19 protein-coding genes and 1 riboswitch are annotated in these 22,663 nt (G+C 51.5%); of the genes, 17 read left to right on the forward strand and 2 right to left on the reverse strand.

Annotated features, from left to right (window positions below):
* Window positions 1-10: 10 nt before the first annotated feature.
* The 5 genes from R50912_RS08575 to R50912_RS08595 all read left to right on the forward strand — a co-directional run bounded on the left by R50912_RS08575 (window position 11) and on the right by R50912_RS08595 (window position 9,918).
* Window positions 11-1,126, forward strand: a complete 1,116-nt coding sequence (locus tag R50912_RS08575; protein WP_052416125.1) for a methyl-accepting chemotaxis protein — start codon at window positions 11-13, stop codon at window positions 1,124-1,126.
* A gap of 258 nt (window positions 1,127-1,384) precedes the next feature.
* Window positions 1,385-1,573, forward strand: a riboswitch (cyclic di-AMP (ydaO/yuaA leader).
* 157 nt (window positions 1,574-1,730) lie between these two features.
* Window positions 1,731-2,276, forward strand: coding sequence for an NfeD family membrane protein (locus R50912_RS08580; protein ID WP_156123025.1), 546 nt, complete (start codon window positions 1,731-1,733; stop codon window positions 2,274-2,276).
* A 22-nt stretch (window positions 2,277-2,298) separates the two neighbouring features.
* Window positions 2,299-3,720: a flotillin family protein gene (locus R50912_RS08585; protein WP_042233984.1), complete on the forward strand. Its 1,422-nt coding sequence runs from the start codon at window positions 2,299-2,301 to the stop codon at window positions 3,718-3,720.
* Window positions 3,721-3,899: 179 nt separating this feature from the next.
* Entirely contained in the window at window positions 3,900-5,285 is a 1,386-nt protein-coding gene (locus R50912_RS08590) for an MATE family efflux transporter (RefSeq protein ID WP_442950506.1), read from the forward strand.
* Between the two features lie 631 nt (window positions 5,286-5,916).
* Entirely contained in the window at window positions 5,917-9,918 is a 4,002-nt protein-coding gene (locus R50912_RS08595; RefSeq protein ID WP_042233988.1) for a glycoside hydrolase family 10 protein, read from the forward strand.
* A gap of 116 nt (window positions 9,919-10,034) precedes the next feature.
* Here the strand turns inward: R50912_RS08595 and R50912_RS08600 are convergent, their stop codons facing one another.
* Together R50912_RS08600 and R50912_RS08605 are read right to left on the reverse strand one after the other, a co-directional pair.
* Window positions 10,035-11,012 (reverse strand): Gfo/Idh/MocA family protein, encoded by a 978-nt coding sequence (locus tag R50912_RS08600; RefSeq protein ID WP_042233990.1) that lies wholly within the window; start codon window positions 11,010-11,012, stop codon window positions 10,035-10,037.
* Window positions 11,013-11,157: 145 nt separating this feature from the next.
* On the reverse strand, window positions 11,158-11,463 hold the full coding sequence (locus R50912_RS08605; RefSeq protein WP_231637805.1) for a Rossmann-fold NAD(P)-binding domain-containing protein: 306 nt from the start codon (window positions 11,461-11,463) through the stop codon (window positions 11,158-11,160).
* A gap of 366 nt (window positions 11,464-11,829) precedes the next feature.
* Between R50912_RS08605 and R50912_RS08610 the strand changes: the two genes are divergently transcribed.
* The 12 genes from R50912_RS08610 (at window position 11,830) to trpB (ending at window position 22,579) form a co-directional block, all read left to right on the forward strand.
* Window positions 11,830-12,537 (forward strand): DUF421 domain-containing protein, encoded by a 708-nt coding sequence (locus tag R50912_RS08610; RefSeq protein ID WP_042233991.1) that lies wholly within the window; start codon window positions 11,830-11,832, stop codon window positions 12,535-12,537.
* Between the two features lie 270 nt (window positions 12,538-12,807).
* Window positions 12,808-13,629, forward strand: a complete 822-nt coding sequence (locus R50912_RS08615) for a B3/B4 domain-containing protein (protein ID WP_052416126.1) — start codon at window positions 12,808-12,810, stop codon at window positions 13,627-13,629.
* Window positions 13,589-14,311: an AzlC family ABC transporter permease gene (locus R50912_RS08620; RefSeq protein WP_197073054.1), complete on the forward strand. Its 723-nt coding sequence runs from the start codon at window positions 13,589-13,591 to the stop codon at window positions 14,309-14,311. Before R50912_RS08615 ends, R50912_RS08620 begins: the two co-directional genes overlap by 41 nt.
* The gene (locus R50912_RS08625; RefSeq protein WP_042233995.1) at window positions 14,308-14,607 is read left to right on the forward strand and encodes an AzlD domain-containing protein; all 300 of its coding nucleotides are present in this window, start codon (window positions 14,308-14,310) and stop codon (window positions 14,605-14,607) included. The genes R50912_RS08620 and R50912_RS08625 overlap by 4 nt, the downstream gene beginning before the upstream one ends.
* A gap of 29 nt (window positions 14,608-14,636) precedes the next feature.
* A complete protein-coding gene (locus R50912_RS08630; RefSeq protein ID WP_042233998.1) occupies window positions 14,637-15,320 on the forward strand; it encodes a flavodoxin family protein in 684 nt (227 codons plus the stop codon).
* 59 nt (window positions 15,321-15,379) lie between these two features.
* The gene (locus tag R50912_RS08635; protein WP_042241927.1) at window positions 15,380-15,721 is read left to right on the forward strand and encodes an AraC family ligand binding domain-containing protein; all 342 of its coding nucleotides are present in this window, start codon (window positions 15,380-15,382) and stop codon (window positions 15,719-15,721) included.
* A 24-nt stretch (window positions 15,722-15,745) separates the two neighbouring features.
* Window positions 15,746-17,245, forward strand: a complete 1,500-nt coding sequence (locus R50912_RS08640) for an anthranilate synthase component I family protein (RefSeq protein WP_052416128.1) — start codon at window positions 15,746-15,748, stop codon at window positions 17,243-17,245.
* Window positions 17,226-17,825, forward strand: a complete 600-nt coding sequence (locus tag R50912_RS08645; RefSeq protein ID WP_042233999.1) for an anthranilate synthase component II — start codon at window positions 17,226-17,228, stop codon at window positions 17,823-17,825. The genes R50912_RS08640 and R50912_RS08645 overlap by 20 nt, the downstream gene beginning before the upstream one ends.
* A 108-nt stretch (window positions 17,826-17,933) precedes the next feature.
* A complete protein-coding gene (locus R50912_RS08650; protein WP_042234001.1) occupies window positions 17,934-19,229 on the forward strand; it encodes an IS110 family RNA-guided transposase in 1,296 nt (431 codons plus the stop codon).
* 403 nt (window positions 19,230-19,632) lie between these two features.
* A complete protein-coding gene (locus R50912_RS08655; RefSeq protein ID WP_042234005.1) occupies window positions 19,633-19,938 on the forward strand; it encodes a chorismate mutase in 306 nt (101 codons plus the stop codon).
* Window positions 19,935-21,353 (forward strand): UbiD family decarboxylase, encoded by a 1,419-nt coding sequence (locus R50912_RS08660; RefSeq protein ID WP_042234007.1) that lies wholly within the window; start codon window positions 19,935-19,937, stop codon window positions 21,351-21,353. The genes R50912_RS08655 and R50912_RS08660 overlap by 4 nt, the downstream gene beginning before the upstream one ends.
* An 11-nt stretch (window positions 21,354-21,364) precedes the next feature.
* Window positions 21,365-22,579, forward strand: coding sequence for a tryptophan synthase subunit beta (gene trpB, locus R50912_RS08665; RefSeq protein WP_042234008.1), 1,215 nt, complete (start codon window positions 21,365-21,367; stop codon window positions 22,577-22,579).
* The last annotated feature ends 84 nt before the right edge of the window (window positions 22,580-22,663 follow it).

Raw genomic sequence — 22,663 nt, forward strand, 5'->3', positions numbered from 1 at the left:
TAGATTGATTATGCAGTGGATAACCAGATTACGCACTTCATGGGGCAAAAGCATCTCTGCCGGAGCTGTTCAAAGTCATAATACATTAGCCGTTCTTGAAAAAACGGACAGCTCCGGACAATCAGCCGGGACGCTAAAGACAGCTGGAGCAGCGGCTAATGCTACTGAGCCTCCAGAGAATACTGGCAGGACAGCTGCCGCTAACGACGCTTCAGCCACTGAATCCTATGGGATGCACGCCTATACCCTGGCCGGACAGATCCGCCGCGAAACTGACGAGATTCTTAAGGAAGAGGCCCAGCTGGTAGAGGAGTTTGCGGCTTTACGGGCGGGCAGCGGTGAGCTGATCAGCCAGATCGGCGGGACCCAGCAGCTTCTGGAGCATCTGAAGACCAACAGCGGACAGACCGAAGATCTCATCAATGAAATGTATGGCAGCCTCTCTTTTTCCTCCAATAAAATTGAATTCGCCAAAGAGGCCAATATCCAGATCTCGGCGGAAATGCAGAAGGCTTCGGCGGTATTTACTGAATTTGTCAGCTTGAATGAGGACCTGCGGGGGCATTTCCGGAGCATCGAGCAGCTGGCAAAGATCATTACGGATATTGCTGAGCAGACGAATCTGTTGTCGCTGAATGCAGCGATCGAGGCGGCGCGGGCCGGAGAGCACGGACGGGGCTTCTCGGTGGTTGCCACAGAAATCCGCAAGCTGGCCGACAGCACGCGCAGTCATGTGAAGGAGATCATGGGCTCCCTTTCGGGGATGACCCAGGTGATGGAGCAGCTTCACAGCAAGTCCGGTGACGGGACAACGGCGATGACAGAGACGAATGCGAAGATCAGCCAGTCCACGGTATACATGAACGAGATCGTGGAAGCGGAGGAAGAGGTATTCCAGCATCTGGAGAAGATTCAGGAATCGCAGGAGAGCAGCATGGAGGATGTGGAGCAGATCAATGGCGATCTGCTGCGTATTCTGGAGAAATCGGGACAGGATGCAGGGCAGTTCCAGAAGATGGTGCTTACCGTCCAGCAAAAAGCCGACCACTATCAGCAGCTGCTTAATCATTTGCATCAGATAGAGCAGCTGCAGCAGCTGGATGAAGCACAGAAGACTGGCGTATAAGCAGAAGCGAGTATCCGATAAAAAAGACTACACCCGGCAGAGGGAATGCAGGTGGTCAGCCTCTTTGCTATGTAACAGCACTGCTCCAGAGAAACGGAGCAAAAAGGAGTAAATCATCGGCCGCTTAAGAGCGAAAGCAAAGTATACGCCTTCATTCGTGCAGGAACGGCATTTTTGGCTTCTTTTGTCAACCGCAGCGTTTTACATTAAATGGCTGCAGGCGTAAGATTCAAATCAACAACCGAATGAAATTTAACTGTTCTCAAATGGCTGAATTCCAGTAATGGGAACGGGGGAACCAACGGTGATTACGGCTTAGGCTCAGATAGCGGCCGCACACCTGGGGTGAATCCTTGCTGCATGCTGTATAACGGTGCTCCGGCAAGGTAGGGCAATCTCGCTGCCCGAATCCGTCAGCTAACCCCGTAAGCCTCGAAGAGAGAGGATGAGCGCCATGATCGATTAACCGACCACGGAGAGCCCTGCTGCTGCTGTGGTCTTTTTGCTGTGCAGGCAGCAGGGGGAGACGGTCTGAATTAAGACGGATAATTCATATAACAACGGGAAAAGTTTATTTATATTGTGATCAGAACTGCCTAAGGAGGTGATCGTTATCTTAACTACATTTATCGTGTGCTTCTGGGTCGGACTGCTCCTGCTCCTCAGCGGCGGACTTCATGGGCATGGCCTGGCGGGTCATCTGCATGCGGGGGGCGGTGACGCCGGGGGGCCGGGCTTTGTGCCTATACTCCCGCTGATGGTGTTTGTCACAGTCTGGGGCGGCGCTGGTTATATGCTTAGCCGCTTCAGCGGAATGAGCGTGCTTGCAGTAGTGCTGATCTGCACCATGATAGCCTTGCTGACAGGGTGTCTGATGTATGCAGTGCTGGCCCGGGTGATGACCCGGTATGACAGCAGCATGAATGAATTGGATTATGAGCAGGCAGGGCAGCTTGGATACGTCAGTGTACCTGCAGCGGATGGGGCAGCCGGGGAAATGAAATATGTGCTGCACGGAACGATGCGCTCCATTGGAGTGCGGGCAGCAATCGGCCAGCAGCTCGTGAAGGGCGACAGGGTGATTATTTTGAAGGTGGATAAGGGAATGGCGGAAGTAACCCTCTTCGAGAGGGAATTCGGAGAATTATAAATGACGGGGAGTGTCGGACCAAATGGTTATTCTTTATTTAATCTCGGGCATTGTTGTTGTTATTCTGCTGGCTTTGTTCAGTATCGTGACCGCTTATAAAAAAGTCCCGCCCAATCAGGCGATGATTGTATACGGTCTCGGCGGTAAAAGAGTGGTGCAGGGCGGCGGGACGTTCGTCATCCCGGGCTTCCAGAACAATAAGACCATCTCGATGATGCTGATGAGCTTCGATGTCATTCCAGCGCAGGCGATGTTCTCCCGGCAGGGCATCAAGCTCAACCTGGAGGCGGTCGCCCAGATAAAAATCAAAAGCGATCCCACCGCTATTCTGACGGCCAGTGAGCAGTTCATCGACCGGCCCGAAGAAGACCGCGAGACAATTATCCTGCATTCGGTGGAGGGCCACCTGCGCGGCTTAATCGGGCAATTGACGGTGGAATCCATCCTCAAGACGCCTGATGAAATCAACAGCAAGATGAGGGAGACCTGCTCGGAGGACCTCGACAAGATGGGGCTTGAGGTCGTCAGCTTCACCATCAAAAAAATTACGGATGACAAAGGGTACATCGACAATATGGGGGTTCCGGAAATTGAGCGCATCCGCCGCGATGCCAGCATTGCCAAGGCGGAAGCGGAACGCGATATTCAGATCAAGCAGGCCGAGGCGGAGAAGGAATCCTCCATTGCCAAAGCCAATGCACATCAGGCCACCATTGAAGCGGGAACCGCCGCCCGCGCGAAGGAGTCCCTGTACGAGAAGGAACTGAACATTAAGCAGGCGGATTTCAAGCTGGAGACAGAAGTGAAGAAGGCTCAGGCGGATCTTGCGTATGAATTGCAGCAGAACAAAATTAAGCAATCGCTCGTTACCGAACAGGTCAAAATCACGCAGATGGAAGCGGAGGCCAACCGGACAGTCAGGGAAATCGAAGTCGAGCTGAGACAGCGGGAGCTGGAGGCAACGGTGATCAAGCCTGCCCAGGCGGAGAACCAGGCTACGATCATGAGAGCCGAAGCCGCCAAGCAGCGGCAGATTCTTGAGGCGGAAGCCGAGGCAGCGACAACCACCAAGCGCGGACTGGCCACGGCAGAAGCTGAGCTGGCGAAAGGGAGAGCGAATGCGGAGATTGTCCAGCTGGCCGGAGCGGCGGAAGCGGGAGCCCTGGAGAAGAAAGCCGAAGCGTACAAACAGTTCACACAAGCTGCGCTTACCGTGGAATTCCTGAAAATACTGCCGGAGCTGGCTGAGAAAATTGCTTCCCCGCTCGCCAAGGTGGATAAGATTACAGTGATTTCCCAGGATGGAGCTACCTCAGGCGTGAACAAAATTACCGGCGATATTGCCAAAATAATGGCCCAGGTTCCTGAGTTGACCCAGACGCTTACCGGTATGAATGTGACCGAAGCGCTCAGCGGACTGCTTGGCCGGGATAAAGAGCAGTAATTCATATACAGCAGCAATAAAGCCGCCGTTCTTTCGTTAATGGAGAATTGCGGATTTATTGCTTTTTTGTATTCCGGGTTTCTCTCACTGGTTACAGACGTGAAGTTAGATTTGTAGTAAACTGGAAGGAATGTACAGTCTGCCCGCAATTATTCTACAGAAAAGAATGTGATATGTTTATGCAGCTTCAGGCTCGACTGCCGGCCAAAAAATGGCTGGAGAAGTATCTTTCCGGGGAAGGGATGGATTACCGGCAAATTATAGCTTTATTTATTCCGATCCTGATTGACCAGGCTTTCATCATCGGGCTAAATCTGGTAAACACTGCGATGATCAGCTCATCCGGCATGGCGGCGGTCAGTGCGGTGAATATGGTAGATTCACTGAATATTTTCCTGATCAACGTGTTCGTTGCCATTGCTACCGGCGGGACAGTGGTCGTTGCGCAGTACAAAGGCAGCGGCAACGACCGGATGGTATCCCAGGCTACGGCGGGTTCGGTCACCTCGGTATCGCTGATCGCCGTGGGAATCGGAATTCTGCTTATGGGCTTCCACACGCCGATACTGAACCTGCTGTTCGGAACAGCTTCCGCCGATGTGCTGGATAATGCCCGGATCTACATGATCGGCAGCAGTATTTCTTATCTGGGGATCGCGGTGGTTCAGGCTGTGTGCGGTGCGCTGCGTGGCGTCGGCAGGACGCGGGCTTCGCTGATGCTGTCGCTGATCATGAATCTGTTATACGTACTCCTGAACGTAGTCTTCATTAACCTGCTGCATATGGGTGTGCTGGGGATGACACTGGCGGTCAACATCGCGCGGTATGCGGGCATGATCTTTGCCCTGGTGTACCTGTTCAAGATTGACACGGTACTGCGTGTGCGGGTCCGCGACCTGTTCCATGTTCCGCTCTCCATGCTGCGCAGAATTATGTTCATCGGTGTTCCATTTGCAGCAGAGCAGATGTTCTTCAATGGCGGCAAGCTGCTGACCCAGATATTTATTGTTAGTATGGGCACCTATGCTATTGCGACCAATGCTATTGCCGGCTCGCTGGCGATGGTGTTTCAGATTCCGGCCAGTGCGTTGTCGCTGACGATCGTAACGGTGGTCGGCCAAAGCATCGGACGGGGGGATGTGGCAGATGCCAGAAAATTCATCAAGTCCTTCCTCTGGATCGGTTCAGCCTCGTATGCCTTGGTCGCCCTGATCCTGATGCCGCTGTTCCATCCGCTAGTGTCGATCTTCTCTCCGCCTCCTGAGATCATTGACGACTTGTTTATAGTCCTGTTGGTGAATGCCATTGCCCAGATTCCGCTGTGGGCGGTCAGCTTCATTCTGCCGTCCGCGCTGCGGGCAGCGGGGGATTCCCGCTTCACCTCTATTACCTCCATGCTGTCGATGTGGCTGTTCCGGGTTATATTCGGTTACATACTCGGGATCGTCCTCGGCTACGGTGTGCTGGGGGTCTGGCTGGCGATGAACTGCGAGTGGGCGGTCCGCGGAGCTGTTTTTCTATGGCGCTTCAGAGGCGAGAAATGGTTTGCGCACAAGCTGATATGATAGCTGCTGGTGATAAGGCTGTCCCCTGGCGTATCTCCCATATATGAAACAGACAACAGAGCAGTGCTGCTCCCGGTACCAGGCAGCGCTGCTTTGTGTTTTTCGCATAGTGTACAGACTCCCTGCAGGTGGTGTAATGAAGGCTGCACGATACGATGCCGAGCTACGTTAGGCGGTCCAAGTGTTCTCCGGTAGGAGCGGCTTCTTCAGGCAAGCAAGTGGATAAACGTATCTTAATTCGTCAACTTCTAAGCAATGTGCTGAAGCAAGTGGAAAAACAGCATCTAACATGGTTGGTTTTCACTACTTTGAATGGTATGGAATGATTTAAGTGCTGTTTATCCAACTGCTTTTGATTAAGCAGAGGACATTCGCCTATCAGCAAGTGTAGTAAATCCAACTGCTATTAATCCGGTCTCTATAGCATCCGACTTATAACGTGATAGATCGGTCCTTCTTAGTTGTGACACTCCAGGAAATGAACTATAAAAAGCACGGTACAATCTTTAGTTTCGGGTAAGACGCGGTTTTGGCATTGTGCTACGATTTGGGTTGAGAAGGGGGCAGCTTTCATACAACTGTAAGCGCTTAACTCAAAAGAAATCCAAATTCATACAGAGGAGTGCAATGCATGAAGCGAATAATCAAGCAAGTCTCTCTCGTATTACTGGCGGCCGTCCTGCTTCTTCCGGCAGGCGGGTATATTCCCGCTGCTCAGGCAGCAGAGGCCCCGGCCATGGTTTATCACGAAACCTTTGGGGGCGGCATAGGCAAGGCTGTCCAATCCGGAGGCGCCAGCCTTAGTGCAGTCACGGGAGTTCCTTTTGACGGAAATGCCGATGGGGCAGCGTTATACGTAAGCAACCGGGTAAATAACTGGGATGCGGTCGATTTTAAGTTCTCGGATGTCGGCCTCAAGAACGGGCAAACGTACACCGTCACTGCGGTCGTCTACGTTGACGCCAATGTTGCGCTCCCCAGCGGTGCCAATGCAGCTCTGCAGACGGTAGACGACTATACCAACGATGCAGCAGTACCTTATAAAGCAGGGGAATCCGTAATCCTGACTAAGAAATTTACGGTCGATACCAGCAAGAAGGATTATGCCTTACGCATCAACTCCAACGAGGCCGGGGCCGCAGTGCCATTCTACCTTGGAGATATTCTGTTCACTGAAGAGGGCGCTCCAGGCGGCGGGGAGGAACCTGTCCGGGACCCGGCTTTACCATTCAATACGATCACCTTTGAAGACCAGACAGCAGGCGGCTTCACTGGCAGAGCGGGAACCGAGCTGCTTACGGTGACCAATGAAGAGAATCATACGGCTGATGGTGCCTACGCACTGAAGGTGGAAGGCAGGACATCTACCTGGCACGGGCCTTCCCTGCGTGTGGAGAAGTACGTGGACAAGGGCAGCGAATATACCCTCTCTGCCTGGGTGAAGCTGATCGATCCGGCAAGCGCGCAGCTCCAGCTGTCTACGCAGGTGGGCAATGACAGCGGTGCGAGTTATGTGGCCCTGTCCCCCAAGACGATCAGCACCGCTGACGGCTGGGTGAAATTTGAGGGCAGCTACCGCTATAACAGTGTGGGCGGCGAATATCTGACTCTTTATATTGAGAGCTCCAACAACACAGCAGCCTCCTTTTATATCGACGATATCACTTTTGAGCATACAGGCACCGGCCCGGTGGATATTCAAAGGGATCTGGTTCCTCTAAAAGCAGCCTATCAGAATGACTTCCTGATCGGCAACGCATTATCCGCCGAGGATCTGGAAGGTGTCCGGCTGGATCTGCTGAAGATGCACCACAACGTTGCTACCGCAGGCAATGCCATGAAGCCGGATGCGCTGCAGCCGACTAAGGGGAATTTCACTTTTACAGCGGCAGATGCCATGGTGAACAAGGTGCTGGCTGAAGGGATGAAGATGCATGGGCATGTACTGGTATGGTATCAGCAGTCGCCTGACTGGATGAACCTGACCACGGATGCAGCAGGCAATAAAGTTCCTCTGGGGCGTGCCGAAGCTCTAACGAATCTGAGAACCCACATCCAGGGAGTCATGGAGCATTTCGGCGGCAGGGTAATTTCCTGGGATGTGGTCAATGAAGCGATGAATGATAACCCGTCCAATCCGTCTAACTGGCAAGCAGCTCTGCGTCAAGCTCCCTGGCAGGATGCCATCGGAGCGGACTATGTAGAGCAGGCTTTCCTGGCGGCCAGAGAGGTGCTGGACGATCATCCAGAGTGGGATATCAAGCTGTATTATAATGATTATAACGATGATAACCAGAACAAAGCCCAGGCCATATACAGTATGGTCAAGGAGATTAACGACCGGTACGCGCTTGCCCACCCCGGGAAGCTGCTGATTGACGGTGTGGGGATGCAGGCACATTACAATATCAACACGAATCCCGATAACGTCAAGCTGTCGCTGGAGAAATTCATCTCGCTTGGGGTAGAGGTGAGCATTACCGAGCTCGATATTCAAGCCGGAAGCGACAATAAGCAAACGGAGAAGGAATTGGTCGACCAGGGCTATCTGTATGCGAGATTGATGGATATCTACAAGACGCATGCCGCCAATATCGCACGTGTTACCTTCTGGGGAATGGATGACCGTACGAGCTGGAGAGCCTCCTCAAGCCCGCTGCTGTTCGACAGGGATTTGCAGGCCAAACCGGCATATTACGGCGTCATCGATCCGGCAAAATATATGGCAGAGCATCAACCGAACACGACAGAGGCTAAGGTGTCTGAGGCCGTTTACGGCACACCGGTCATTGACGGAACCGCGGATGCAATCTGGTCCTTGGCGCCTGAGATGGCAGTGAACCGGTATCAGATGGCCTGGCAGGGTGCAAGCGGAACGGCACGCGCGCTGTGGGATGACCAGAATCTATATGTACTGGTCCAGGTCAGCGATGCCCAGCTGGACAAGAGTAATACGAATGTGTGGGAGCAAGACTCTGTCGAGGTCTTCCTGGATGAGAATCTGGGCCGGACCACCTTCTATCAGGACGATGACGGACAGTTCCGGGTCAATTATGACAATGAAGCCTCCTTCAGTCCGGCAGACATCAGTGCAGGCTTCGTGTCGGCAACCAAGGTAGCCGGAACAAGCTATACCCTTGAAATGAAGATTCCGTTCAAAAAAATCACCCCGGCCGGCGGCACCAAGGTCGGCTTCGACACTCAGATTAACGATGCCAAGAGCGGCGTCCGGCAAAGTGTTGCCGCCTGGAATGATACCACCGGGAACGGTTATCAGGACACCTCTGTATACGGCGTATTGACTCTCAAGAGCAGGGATGAACAACCGGAACCGACAACGGCACCAACGCCGACACCGGCAGCAACAACAGAACCAACAGCGGAACCAACAGCTACACCAACCCCGACCCCGGCACCGGTATCTGGCGGAACAAACTATGTCAATAGCACCCCTACGCCGAAGCCTGTGAATCTGGACAGCAAGGACGGCGTGGTTACGATCAGACCGGAGGTCAAGAATCAGGGAGGAGAGGCAAAGGCCGCGGTTACGGGCGATATTCTGCGCAAAGCGCTGGAGCAGGCAGTCCCGGCAGCAGACGGCATGAAACAAATCGTGATCGACCTGCCGAAGCAGACGGGTGCAGCCTCATATGAAGTTGAACTGCCGCTGCAAAGCCTGAAGGGGCAGGCAAACTTCGTGCTTGTGATCAAGACCGACCATGCAACGCTCTCAATTCCAAGCGGGCAGCTGGCAGGCATTACAGCAAACACTGAATACATCTCCATTCGTGTAAAAGCGTCCCCGGCGGCCAGTCCGGATGCGGCAGCCGGCAGTCGTCCGGTGGTGGAGCTGAAGTTGTCGGCCGGAGGCCGGGAGATGGCCTGGAGCAACGCGGATATGCCAATAACAGTTTCTATTCCTTACAAGCCGGCAGTGGAAGAGCTGGGTTACTCAGATTCACTGCTGGTGCGCTATCTCCGTGAGGATGGCCATAGGACTGCTGTCGTGAACAGCCGTTATGATGCGGCGAACGGATCACTTGTGTTCCAGACATCAGAGTTTGGCACTTTTGCAGCGGCGTATGCTCCATTGACATTCACGGATCTGGGGAATCTGTCTTGGGCTAAGCAGGCTGTCGCTGCCATGGCGGCGCGTGATCTTGTCCAGGGAACCTCCAGCGACAATTTCTCCCCGGCGGTTCCAATGAGCAGAGCAGATCTCACCGCATCCCTTCTGAAGGTGCTTGAACTCAAAGCTACTGCAGAATCAGGTGCTGGATTCAGCGATGTCGGGAATCATGCTGAGCATTTCAAGGAGCTTGCCGCCGCGAAGCAGCTCGGCATTGTCACCGGCTATGCAGATAACTCCTTTAAGCCGGACAGCACGATTTCACGGCAGGAGATGATGGTAATCGCTGCCCGCGCGCTGAAGTCAGCCGGGATAGCGGCGCACGGCAGCGGAACTCTGGATGCTTACGCGGATGCAGAGCGAATCTCCGCTTACGCCAAGGACAGTCTGGAAGCTCTGCTGAAATACGGAGTTGTGAACGGTAAAAACGGCAGGCTTGCCCCGGACGATACTCTTACCCGTGCGGAAGCAGCGGTCATTCTGTACCGGATCTGGAAGCTGTAATTCGTACGTAGAGTTTTCTTTCTGATTGAGCGCAGCAACAGCCAGCCGCCGGGCGGATTTCCGGAAGCTGGCTGTTTATGTTGCAGGTTTATTGTTCTTCTTAAATATGCTGGCAATCAGCGTCCATTGTAATTCCGCACAAGTTCATCCATCACGCGGCTGGTACGGATAGCGGTATTGCCGGTGCTGAGAGCGGTGCCGCATCCCAGAAGCTCATCTACAATGGACTGGATCAGCGGCTGCTGGATATGGGGCGGGTGGGCAATGAATTCAGGGTACTCCCCATCTTCGGTCCTGAGAATAACCGGCTGCTCCGCAAAGGTGGAGAAGGTGATACTGCCACGGCTGCCGATGATTTCAGTAACGTCTTCGTTAGTAAAGGCATTAAAGCACCAGATGCCCGTCCCATGAACGCCTGTCTCAAAGCGGTATCTACCGGATACGGTATCCTCAGGTTTGTAGGGGCTTCCAAAGTTGGACGCATGTCCGTTGACATCTTCAATCGGGCCAAGCAGGAAATCGAGCAGATCCAGCGTATGGCTGCCCACATCCAGCAATAACCCGCCGCCGGAAATTTCCGGGTCCACCCGCCAATTCTCCTCACTTACCGCTGCGAGCGGCTTAGTCATATGCAGGGTGCGCACAAACCTGGGTTCGCCGATCGCTCCCGTGTCCAGCCACTCCTTAACCTTGCGAAAGCGCGGAAGCCCTCTGCGGTAATAAGCGACGTACAGCGGAACCCCCGCCTGTCCGCAGGCAGCAATCATGGCTTCGCATTCTGCCGTATTAAGACCCATAGGCTTCTCCACATAGACTGGCTTTCCGGCCTGCGCTGCCGCTAAGGTGTACTCCATATGGGTGGACGGCGGTGTAGCGATATACACGGCATCCACGCCGGGGTCGGCTATCAGACCGGCTGCCCCGTCGTACCAGCGGGGTACCCCATGCCGCCGCGCATAGTCGGCTGCAAGTTCTCCGCTGCGCCTCATAACGGCCGCGAGCTGCGATCCTCTGGCCTTTTGCAAGGCCGGACCGCTCTTAACCTCGGTTACATCCCCGCAGCCGATAATGCCCCAGTGAATGATTTTGTCCAATTCAGTATCCTCCTCGGGTTCTAGTCCTGCTTACAACATTCTCTTCATTATATCAACGATTTCCGCTGAATTGTTGTATGAGAGACAGCATTTTTCGCGCCTCCAAGCGGCCTAACGGGAGAACTCTTGCAGTTTCTGCAACAATCTATACGAAATAATGCCCGTTTTCCAGATCGGCGACCAGTCGGGGTTGAACCGGTTGCCAGCCCAGAAGCTCCCTTGTTGCCAGGCTTGCCTGCGCAGTGTTGTACAAGCTTGTGATGTCGATTGCCGCGATGGCACCAAGGAAGCCGAAGTGGGCGGCGGCGGCTTCAGCTGTTATGCTGACCTCCAGCACACTCAATTGCCGCCCGATGACCTCTGCGATCTCGCGGAGCGGAATGCCTTCATCGCCAGCGCCGAGCAGCCGTGAGCCTGCCGGGGCAGACTCCAGCGCCAGGCGGTACAGCACCGCTGCATCCAGGCGATGAACTGCTGGCCAACGGTTGCTTCCGTCACCGATGTAGGCGGCGAAGCCCTTCGCCCGGGCGATATTAATCATCATCGGCACAAAACGCAAGAGATGATGAAGAGCTGGCAGGCGGGCTCATCAGGTGTGTTTTTTTAATCAGGCGAGAGTGAGACGCGCGGCGGTACTTACTGTTACGTATCTCCTCTCGCTTTTCTATTTTGAAAGGCGGCCGGGAAGTTTTTTGCTCTGAGATTTTTGGGAAAGACGGGCACGCGTTCACGGATCGCCGCTTCCGGCTCTTTGCCTCTGTTCCAATAGTTTGTTTCGGATCGTATTGGAAAGAATGGGGGGAGGAGGGATTGCGCTATGCATGCTTATATGGATATTCTGGTCCGCACGATAATTTCCGTCATCCTACTTCTGTTTATCCCTAAGCTGCTGGGCAAGCAGATGATATCGAACATGACCGCACATAACTTCGTCACCAGCATTATGCTGGGGTCGATAGCCGCCAATCTGGCGTTTAACGAGAGCCTGAAATCGGTCTATTTGATTTTGGCACTGGTCGTTGTTGCCGCCTTGTCGTTTCTGCTGTCGCTGATCGCGCTGAAGAGCCATAAGTGGAGGGCTTGGATTTCCGGTTCACCCACGGTACTGATTGAGGGAGGAAAGATATTGGAGGGCAACATGCGCAAGCTGAAATATACGCTGGATTCACTCGCTCAGTCGCTGCGGGAGAAGGATATTTTCAATATAGAAGAGGTGGATTATGCCATTCTTGAAGATAACGGAAGGTTGTCCGTACTGAAAAAGGAGGCATATCAGGGAGTACAGAAGAAGGATATGAAACTGCCGTCTCACCCGCAAGCCTTCCCGGTAGAATTAATTATGGATGGCATTGTGATGGAGGATAACCTGAAGAATTACGGACTTACGACACAATGGCTGGAGAACGAGCTAAGACGTAAAGGAAAATGTATCTCCGACGTGTTCTATGCAGTGAGAGGAACGCAGCAGCAACTCATTTTCGATTTCTATAAGGATGATATCCGCCATCCGCTGGATAAAGAGTGACACTCAATCTAACTCATTGTTATGGTCGAGACGACAGGATTTAACAATCCGCATTATACGCCTATTATATAGGTCGATTTCATTAACGGGTACCGTTCGATTTAAGGACGGTACCGTTTCTGTGTATAGAAACCGTTTCAGTTCAAAAAAGAAAATTGGTATGGTGGATTGTCCGAAAATTGGTAGTATATAAATAAAATGTATATAAGGTATAATATTCCATGTACCGCTGCAATGCGGTGAAGTGAAATGCTCCGAAGGAGGATTAAGATGAATCAAGTCCATACCGGGAAAGAAGAAAGCAGCAGAGCGTTTAAAGTGGAATTTTCGGAGGACGTTTTTGAGATAGCCCCTGATTTACATGTCGGGTTGATCGCGACCTCTCATATTGCAAACTTAGACAGGGATTCTGAAGTGAACGCGCTGCTTGCTCATATGGAACAGGAAATCATGAACTCAGGATTGCAAAAAGAATCAATAAGTGAAATTCCGACCATTGCAGCCTGGCGAAAGGTCTATAGTCAATTTGGTGTCAAGCCCGCAAGGTATCCTTGCGCTGCAGAATCGCTCATAAGACGTGTAGTTGAACAGGGGGCATTGGCCCGAATCCATACGCTCGTGAATTTATGCAATGCGATCTCTTTGAAATGCCGCACACCGATAGCTTCCTGCGATATCTCTGATATACAAGAATTCGTTATCAGAAGAGCTGCGGGGAATGAACCGTTCTTGCCGATTGGGAAAGTGGATGAGTGCGAGCTTCCTTCAGCCGGTGAGATTATTTATGCAGATGATGCCGGGAGAGCACACTCCCGGCGCTGGAACTGGAGACAGAGCGATCATATTAAGACAACCGCCGAATCCTCACAAATGCTGTTTACGATTGAAGCGGTCCATAAAGAAGCTAGAGTACTTGTAGAGGCCACTACGTTTCTTTTAAATGAATTGCTGCAGCCATTTACCGGAGCAGGGAGATCGGAATGGGCGTTTATTCATAAGGATTCTCCTGTGCATACCTTTCAATTACATACCGGGGAGGTTTTTGCGGATCGTGACAGAGCCCATGAGGCAAGTGAAGAAAGGTATTATTGACTCCATTCCCATTGTTATCGGGTATATCCCGGCATGCATCACCTTCGGCCTGGTCGGCAAAGCCCTTTCCTTAAGCGACCTGGAGGTCTTCCTTCTATCCGCTGTGGTCTACGCCGGAGCAAGCCAGTTTATCGCAGCCAAGCTGCTCGCAGCGGGAACCGCTGCCCCTATTATTTTGCTGCTCACGTTCGTCATCAATTTAAGATACTTTTTCATCAGCATGTCATTCTCTTCCAGAATGAACCGGAATACACGCCCCTTCTACAAAGGATTTGTTGGATTCGGGCTGACAGAAGAGGTGTATGCGGTCAGTATGATGTCCGACAAAAACCGCAGAGAAGCAGGGAATCATTCCCTTCCTTATCTGCTGGGGCTGGAGGTCCCGCCCTATGCCGTCACTCTAATCGCAACGTATGCAGGGATTATGCTAGCAGACTATATTCCCGCCAATATTTTGCCGGCGCTGAATACTTCCCTGTACGCTTTGCTTATTGCACTAGTAATACCCCAGATCCGGCTCAGCAAAAGAAACCTGGCGATCTGTATTTCAGCCGCTGCTTCCTCCTGGTTGCTGCAGCCCTTGTTAGGAACAGCTACTGTAGTGGCTGCGATGATCATAGGAGCATGTGTCGGCGGAATATTTCCTTCCAAAGAAGAAAAGGTCAGGAGTGAAGTCATGTGACAATCATTGTGATCCTGGGAATGGGCATGCTTACCTTCTTATTCCGCATTGCGCCGCTGCTGCTTGTGCGTAAGGCAGAGATGGAGGAGCGAAAGAACTGGTTTCTGGAGAATCTTCCTCTGGCTGTACTCAGCGCGTTAATTATTCCCGGTATATTTCAGGTGGATCAAGAGGCGCCGATGGTCGGGATTGCAGCGGGTGTGGTTGCTATTGTTCTTGTACTCGCTAAAAAGGTGCCATTGTTTGGTGTCATCATTGCTTCTGTCGCTGTTGCTGTTTTGGTTGAAATTCTATAATCCATTAAGAATGGGAGGAAAATGCGCCTATGGATATTAAGCCGGTAGAACTGCTAGCGATATGCGGATCAACCCGCATTGGTGGGAATACAGACCAGATCCTGCAGTATAGCAATGAAATAGCTATCCACAGAGGAGCAAATCTCTCAGTACTTAATTTAAGAGAGTATAATATCTCACCTTCCGGGACCTGCGGGGATTGTAACTACCGGGAGAAGGCCTGCGGGCTGACGGACGACATGCTGTACATTGTACAGATGATGCAGAAGGCCGAAGGGATCATTTATGCAGTTCCTGTTCATGGTTTTGGCATGGGGCATCTGATGCAAATGTTTATTGAACGCTCAGGGGTATGCTATCTCCGGTTTGAGCGGCCCCTTACGAACAAGGTCGGGGGAGCTATCATTACAGGCCGGCGCTACAATCACCAGCATGTTCATTCTCAGATTGTGAACAATATTCTGCTGAATCGCATGATCCTGGTAGGGAGCGGTTTCCCCGCCCTTCTGCATGCCGGACAAGCAAGCGAGGTATTCAGTGATTTAGAGGGGCTGGATTCTGTGCGGAGAATGATCAACCGGATGATTGATATGATCTCAGCTATGAAGCATTATTCGCAGATTACGAATCATTCCTTTTTGCAGTGTGAGGAAGAGAATGAGCGGAGAATATGCGAGAACGAGCTTCGTCGTCTGCAAGCACCGCTAGTGTAAAAGATTCACCCATCATTGGTTTTCATATACTAAAAAATAAAAAGTGGAGGTTGATGGCTGTGACGAATAAGGAACTGGAGGCTCTCGGAGGGATTGATTTTCCTAACATGGAATGGACAAGCTGGGAAAAGCCAGGTGCTAACGGGCGTGTGAAAATCAGTTATATCGGCAATAAGCGGCTTCGGTTGCTGGAGCTTCCTCCGGGATTCAATGAAGAGCATTGGTGCCTGAAAGGGCATGTGGGTTATGTGCTGCAGGGAGAATTCACAATACATTATGAGGACAGAAAGGTATCCTGCAGTCCCGGAATGGGTTTTGTAATTCCTGATGGGGATCCGCATCGGTCACAGGGGATGGAAGGTAACCCGACTCTGGTGTTTGTTCTTGATGAAATGGACTAATACAGATGGGGAGTGTGAAGAATCTTGCATCCGATTCAAGTAGACACTGAAGTGTATGATATTCCGTTTCACGATTCCTTTGAGACCTATTTATCCTTACGGGAACAGCTGGGGGAGCAAAACACCTACTTTCTGGAAACCTTATCGGGGTCTTCCAAGAGTGCCCAGAGTACTTTTATAGGGTTCAAACCGCTTTTTACGATTACAGCGTTCTCAACAGAAATACAACTGACAGGACTAGAGTCCATTATGGAGCGGGTAAGCCAGGGAGGGCTGAAGGCAGGGCTGCTTGTCTCACGGGATGGGGTTTTGCATTTGCGGGACCGCAAGGGCTTGTGGGATTTCCTGCGGTTCGTTCAGTCCCAGTTCACCGTTTCTGTCCCGGACCAGGGCGAAGCCTTCTATTTCGGATTTTTTGGATACTTGGGCTATGATACGGCGTGGTCTGTTGAAAGTCTGCCGAGTCAGATTCCGAATGATGGAACGGTCCCGGATCTTGCCTTGTCCATTTACCAAGGGTTAATTGAATATAGTCTGGTTGACAAGACAGTCAGGCTGATTCTTAACCAATCTGCTGAGGGCTGGGATGACCTGTCCAAGGCGGAGATTGGCCGTATGCTCCACAAGGGTGAATTGCAGGTAAACCGGACGTTAGCAGATGCTGTAGAGCCGTTATCCGTGGAATATACGATAGACCGTCAGGTGTATCAGAATAATGTGAAGAAAGCTCTCTCATATATTTCGGCCGGAGATATCTATCAAGTCCAGCTAGGCAATCAAATTAATATTAATAGTCTTATGACTCCAGTTGACGTTTATCGGAGACTACGGGTGCGTAATCCATCGCCATATATGTATTTGGCCACTTTTGGAAGGATGACGCTGATCGGCGCCAGTCCAGAGCTGTATATTAAAATCCAGGGTGGGAACATCACAATGAGGCCTATTGCGGGTACTTGCCCCAAGGGTTCCACTCCAGAGGAGAATGAGAGACTCATACAAGCTCTGAAGCGGGATGAAAAGGAAGTAGCGGAGCACATTATGCTGGTAGATTTATGCCGTAATGATATTGGCCGGGTCTGTGAAACAGGGACTCTGGAGGTAGACGAACTGATGGTGATCGAGAAGTACTCACATTTGAACCATCTGGTATCAAGTGTAGGAGGAACGCAGAAGGCCTCAAAGGACATGTATGACATTATTGCGGCTACTTTTCCGGCAGGCACAATGACTGGAGCCCCCAAGATTCGGGCCATGGAAATCATTGAAGAGCTTGAAACCACGCGCCGCGGGGCATATGCGGGGGCTATGGGATTCATTGATTTCAACGGATATGTAAATATGGCACTGTGCATTCGGACAGCGGTTCATCGGAAGCCTGATTCGTATTCCATCCGCGCCTCTGCGGGAGTGGTGGCTGATTCTGTGCCGGAGAAGGAATGGAGTGAAACTTTTCATAAAATGGGTGCATTATTCTGGGCGGTCACAGGCAGGGAGGTACTGCATGAGAGCATTAGTCGTTGACGCATATGATAGCTTTGTATATATTATTTGCCAATATCTGATGAAAGCCGGAGTAGAGCTTGAAGTGGTGCGTAACGATCAGTTAAGTTCGGGTCTTGTGGAGCTGATGGCTCCAGATTTTGTAGTTCTGGGTCCAGGTCCGGGCCATCCGGCTGATGCGCGGTATATCGAGCTGATCCGGCAATATGGAGCCTGTCTTCCGATCCTTGGCGTATGTCTGGGCCACCAGGCGATTGGACTTGCTTTTGGCGGCAAAGTGATAGGGGCGAAACATCTGATGCATGGCAAAACCAGTGAGATTATCCACGATGGTAAAGGCTGTTTTACAGAACTCCATAATCCGTTCCGGGCTACGCGTTATCATTCCCTGATCGTGAGCCGGGAGGGGCTGCCGGATTGTCTGGAAGTCACTGCAGAATCTGCGGATGATGGATATATTATGGGGGTACGGCATAGGGAATTTCCAATCGAATCTATTCAATTTCATCCTGAAAGTGTATGCACTGAAAGCGGATATCAAATATTTCATAATTTCATTTCGACCTATGTATCATACTCATATGAATCTCAAATTATCTAGGGAGCCATTCCTGTAATGAATTAATTTGAGGTTTGAATGAAAAAAGCGCCAACTGTATACTGGGAAACGTTCCGCCAAAGAACAATTGCAGCACAGGAGGCACTCAACATGAAGTATAAACAATCGAAGAAGCAGAATCAACGGATTACACGAATTTCCGACAAGACCCTTGTCGTAGGCGCAGACATTGCGAAAGAAACCCATGTGGCTCGCGCTATCGACTACCGGGGGATTGAACTCGGAAAGGATTGTGTGTTCTCAAATACCCGTACCGGACTGGAGCAACTGGTTCAGTGGATGAAGGAGCTTCAGCGGGAGCATGCCAAGAGCGACGTCCTCTTTGGCATTGAGCCTACCGGACACTATTGGTTTAACCTGGCCGAGTATTTGGGACAGCACGGCATTCCTTTGGTCATTGTCAATCCGCATCATGTACACAAAAGCAAAGAACTGGAAGATAACTCACCCACGAAAAACGACTATAAAGACGCTAAAGTCATTGCCGATTTAGTGCGGAATGGGAAATACAGCGAACCTAAATTGCCAACGCGTATCTACGCAGATCTGCGAATTCTCATGAATCTTCGGGAGAAGATCATGGTGAACCTCGGGCAGGTGCAAAGGCGGGTGCAGAACTGGCAGGATCGCTTTTTCCCGGAATACACTGAGGTGTTTAAAGACTGGGAAGGAAAAGCCTCGCTTATTACTCTAGACGAGTTTCCGACGCCAGGTGAGATCGTAGGACTCGGTGCAGAAGCCATCGCTCAGCGGTGGAAGAAAGACGTGAAACGAGCGGTGGGAACGAAGCGAGCCCAATTGCTGGTCGAAACGGCGAGAGGCTCTATCGGTCTGACCGAAGGTCTTCCTGCAGCAAAGATCGAGATTAAAACACTTCTGGAGCAGTATGACATGTTCGCCAGACAGCTTGAAGAGATTCTGTCCGAAGTAGAACGTCTACTAGGGCAAATTCCAGGCACGAAAGAGATGCTTACCGTGCCCGGTGTGGCTGTAGTGACGTTAGCGGGATTCCTGGCGGAAGTGGGCGATCTGAGTGGTTACGAGCATGGACAGCAGATTATTCGGCTGGCCGGACTGAATCTCAAAGAGAATAGTTCGGGAAAGAAAAAGGGCAAGTCCAGTATTACCAAACGTGGACGTGCAAAGCTGAGGGCCCTGCTGTTCCGGGCGGTCATGCCCATGGTAGCAAAGAACGCCGAATTCAAGGCACTGCACCAGTATTTTACGACACGAAGTCAGAATCCACTGAAGAAAAAGCAATCCCTTGTGGCGTTGTGCGGGAAACTTATTCGCGTGCTTCATACGCTCGGGACGAAGCACATTCCATACGATGCAAACAGCGTGTTAGGGCCGGTCCGTCAGGCCCAGCTACAGATGGCAGCCTAAGAAAAACCAAACTCATTTTGCTCATTGAAGTAGGTTTCACCAAAGACAAAAGAAGCACGGAGCAGCCGCAGGAACTAATTCCATAAGGGCAACGACCCTGTAAAGGAGCAAGAAACGGCGTCCACCTCTTGAGAGGCAGAACGAAGGAATGTAAGGGCAAAGACCCCGCGTGACATGGGAGGGTAAGCCGTCAAGAGACAGGTGTGGATATCCAAAGTGCGATCACAGGAACGATCCATGGGCTGGGGACAATCCCCCCAACCTCTATTCCCGCCACCGGCTCTGCAAGAAAATAATGTCATCCTTACATGACTTCTCCAACTCTCAACCTGTCCATGGCTGAAAACCTAAGAACGAGTGAGCAAACAAGAGAAAATATTAATTTATAGTGGGAGGATTTGTAATGTTGAATGAGAACCTTGCGCTTCATCGTCAAGAGATTGATATCATTGACCGGCAGATTGTGGCTTTGCTCGCTGAAAGAACGCGGGTCGTTAAGAAAATTATGGTCTTGAAGACGGATGAAGAGTCTGTCCGTTCCTGTGACCGGGTTCAGCAGGTACTAGATAAGGTAGCCAGGCTGGCAGAGGATGCAGGTCTTGAACCACAGATCGCTACGGCTACTTACAAGACTTTAATTACGGTTCTGACGGATATGCAGCTTGAATATCTGCACAGCCGTGAGCAGTCAGATGAGCCAGCGGTGTGAGCACCGCGGTTCATGATCTGAAGTCGGCCCTTGTATACTTGGCGGAACAGGGTGAAGGACCCCGGCGGTATACGGTGCCTGTGGACGCTAAATATGAATTAGCCGCTCTATATGCTGCCCAGGGAGGCGGGGTTCCAGTCGCATCACCAACCGGCCCCGGAGTGCCGATGTTATTCGAACATGTGATGCCTGTGAACAAGACGGCGCTGGCGGGGATCTTTGGAACCCGGAAACGGTGTGCAATGCTTCTCGGGGCGAAAGAACAATATATTGCGGACTTCCTGCTGGATGCCGCACAGCATTCTATTGAGCCCGTAAAATGCGAGAAGCCGCCCTGTCAGGAGGTGGTCCATCAGGACGTTGACCTCGCCCGGCTGCCGATCCCTACAATGAGTACGCAGGATGCGGGACCCTATATTACACTCGGGTTAGTAGTCGCTAAGCATCCTGTCACTGGTGACAGTAATATTTCCATTCATAGGCTATGGGTGAAAAGCAACAACGAGCTGACAATCTGGATGGTCCCGGGCCGCCACTTGGAGGGCTTCTACCTGGCTGCACAAGAAATGGGCGTGCCGCTTCCGATCTCCATCAATATCGGTCTGGACCCTGCTATATACATTGCCTCCTGCTGCACGGGTGCTGTAGCGCCCGAGGGGTTCAATGAGCTGGCTATTGCAGGCGGATTACGGGGACAGCCAGTCAAGGTTTCCTCCTGTTTATCTGTTGCCGCAGACTGCTTGTCCGAAGCGGAGTATGTACTGGAAGGTGCAATCACCCATGAGTATGCTCCTGAAGGAGAGCCTGGGGGCCATTCCATGCCGGAGTTTCTGGGATATGACGGCCAGGCACACCCCCATTTGCCTGTTGTGAAGATTACGGGAATCACATCCTCAGCTCATCCCATATTTCAAACCGTGATTGGTCCAGGGTACGAGCAATCCAATCTTTTAGCGGTGGGGATGGAAGCCGGAGTCCTCCAGTATGTACGCAATCAAGTGACCTCCCGGATTACCAATGCTTATTGCAGCTCTGCCGGGGGAGGCCAACTGCTGTTATTTGCTCAATTTCATAAAATGAATGACGAGGACGATCTCGCTGTCAGGCGCGCGGGAACGATGATTCTTCGGTCTTTTCGTATGATCAAACAGGTGATCCTGGTTGATGAGGATGTGAACCTGTTCAGTGAAGAGGAGGTGTGGTGGGCCATGACGACCCGTTTTCAGGCGGATGTGGACATTATTACCTTCCCGGGACTTGAAGGCTTCCATCTGGACCCGTCGCAAATGCCAGGCATGTCCCCACAGATAACGAAGCCTGGCATGACCACAAAAGTCGTGTTTGATTGCACAGTACCGTATAGAATGAGAGACTCGTTTATAAGAACTTCTTTTGGCACACCTAAAAATATATAGGGGGTTACTCTATGAGTATTATTAAGGTAACTGCGGATGGTATATTTGGCGAAGAAGATCAGGAGCAGTTTGGCGGAAGCTATGTTCCGGAAGAGCTAAAGGCGGCGCTTAATAAACTGGACGAAGCTTTTCAGCGTTATAAGGACGACGAAGAGTTCGAGCGGGAGTTCCAGTACTACCTGAATGAATATGTGGGCAGGCCAAGTCTGTTGTATTATGCGCAGCGGCTGACGGATAAATTGGGCGGGGCCAAAATTTACCTTAAGCGTGAAGATTTAAATCATACCGGAGCGCATAAGATCAATAATACTATCGGCCAGATTCTGCTTGCCCACCGGATGAAGGCCAAAAGAATTATTGCAGAGACTGGCGCAGGGCAACATGGTGTAGCGACTGCTACCGTATGTGCCTTGTTTAATATCCCTTGCACCATTTATATGGGTGAGGTGGATATTGAACGACAGGCTCTCAATGTATTCCGTATGCAGATGCTGGGAGCAGAGGTTGTGGCTGCGAAGTCCGGTAACAGAACACTGAAGGAAGCCGTGGATGAAGCGCTGAATGATTTCGCACAGAACTATGAAGATACCTACTATCTCATCGGCTCTGTTGTTGGACCGCATCCGTTTCCGCTGATGGTCCGTCATTTTCAGGCTATCATTGGAAGAGAGGCCAAACAGCAGATTCTGCAGAAGGAAGGGCGCCTTCCTGATCTGATCACTGCTTGTGTAGGCGGGGGATCCAATGCGATTGGGCTGTTTCATCCCTTCGTGGATGATCCTGGTGTCACGATAGTGGGCGTAGAGCCTGCAGGAAAAGGGATCGAGACCGGAATCCATGCGGCTCCGCTTAGTACAGGCAAGCCGGACATTATTCACGGGTTCAGATGCTACGTGATGAACGATGCCGAGAACTGCCATTCCATTGCAGCCGGGTTGGATTACCCTGGTGTGGGCCCGGAACATAGCTATTACAAGCAGATTAAGCGTGCGGAATATGTCTCGGTTACCGATGAAGAAGCGTTGAATGCCTTCTTGACCCTATCTAAGACGGAAGGAATTATCCCGGCCCTGGAAAGCTCCCACGCTGTCGCCTATGCGATGAAGGTTGCAGGAGCCATGAGCAGGGATGAAATTATTGTGGTTAGTCTTTCTGGCCGCGGGGACAAGGATGTTGCTCAAGTCTATGAAATGCTCCAGGATCGCCCGGCACTGCAAGAAGTATAGGAAGAGCTATATACAGCAAGCCTTCGGTGTTTCAAAACCCGGAGGCTTAAATCCATTTATAGAGAAAGATCGCATAGGGGATAG

Origin of the sequence: Paenibacillus sp. FSL R5-0912, assembly GCF_000758605.1 — a bacterium.
In the GTDB taxonomy this organism is placed as follows: domain Bacteria; phylum Bacillota; class Bacilli; order Paenibacillales; family Paenibacillaceae; genus Paenibacillus_AQ.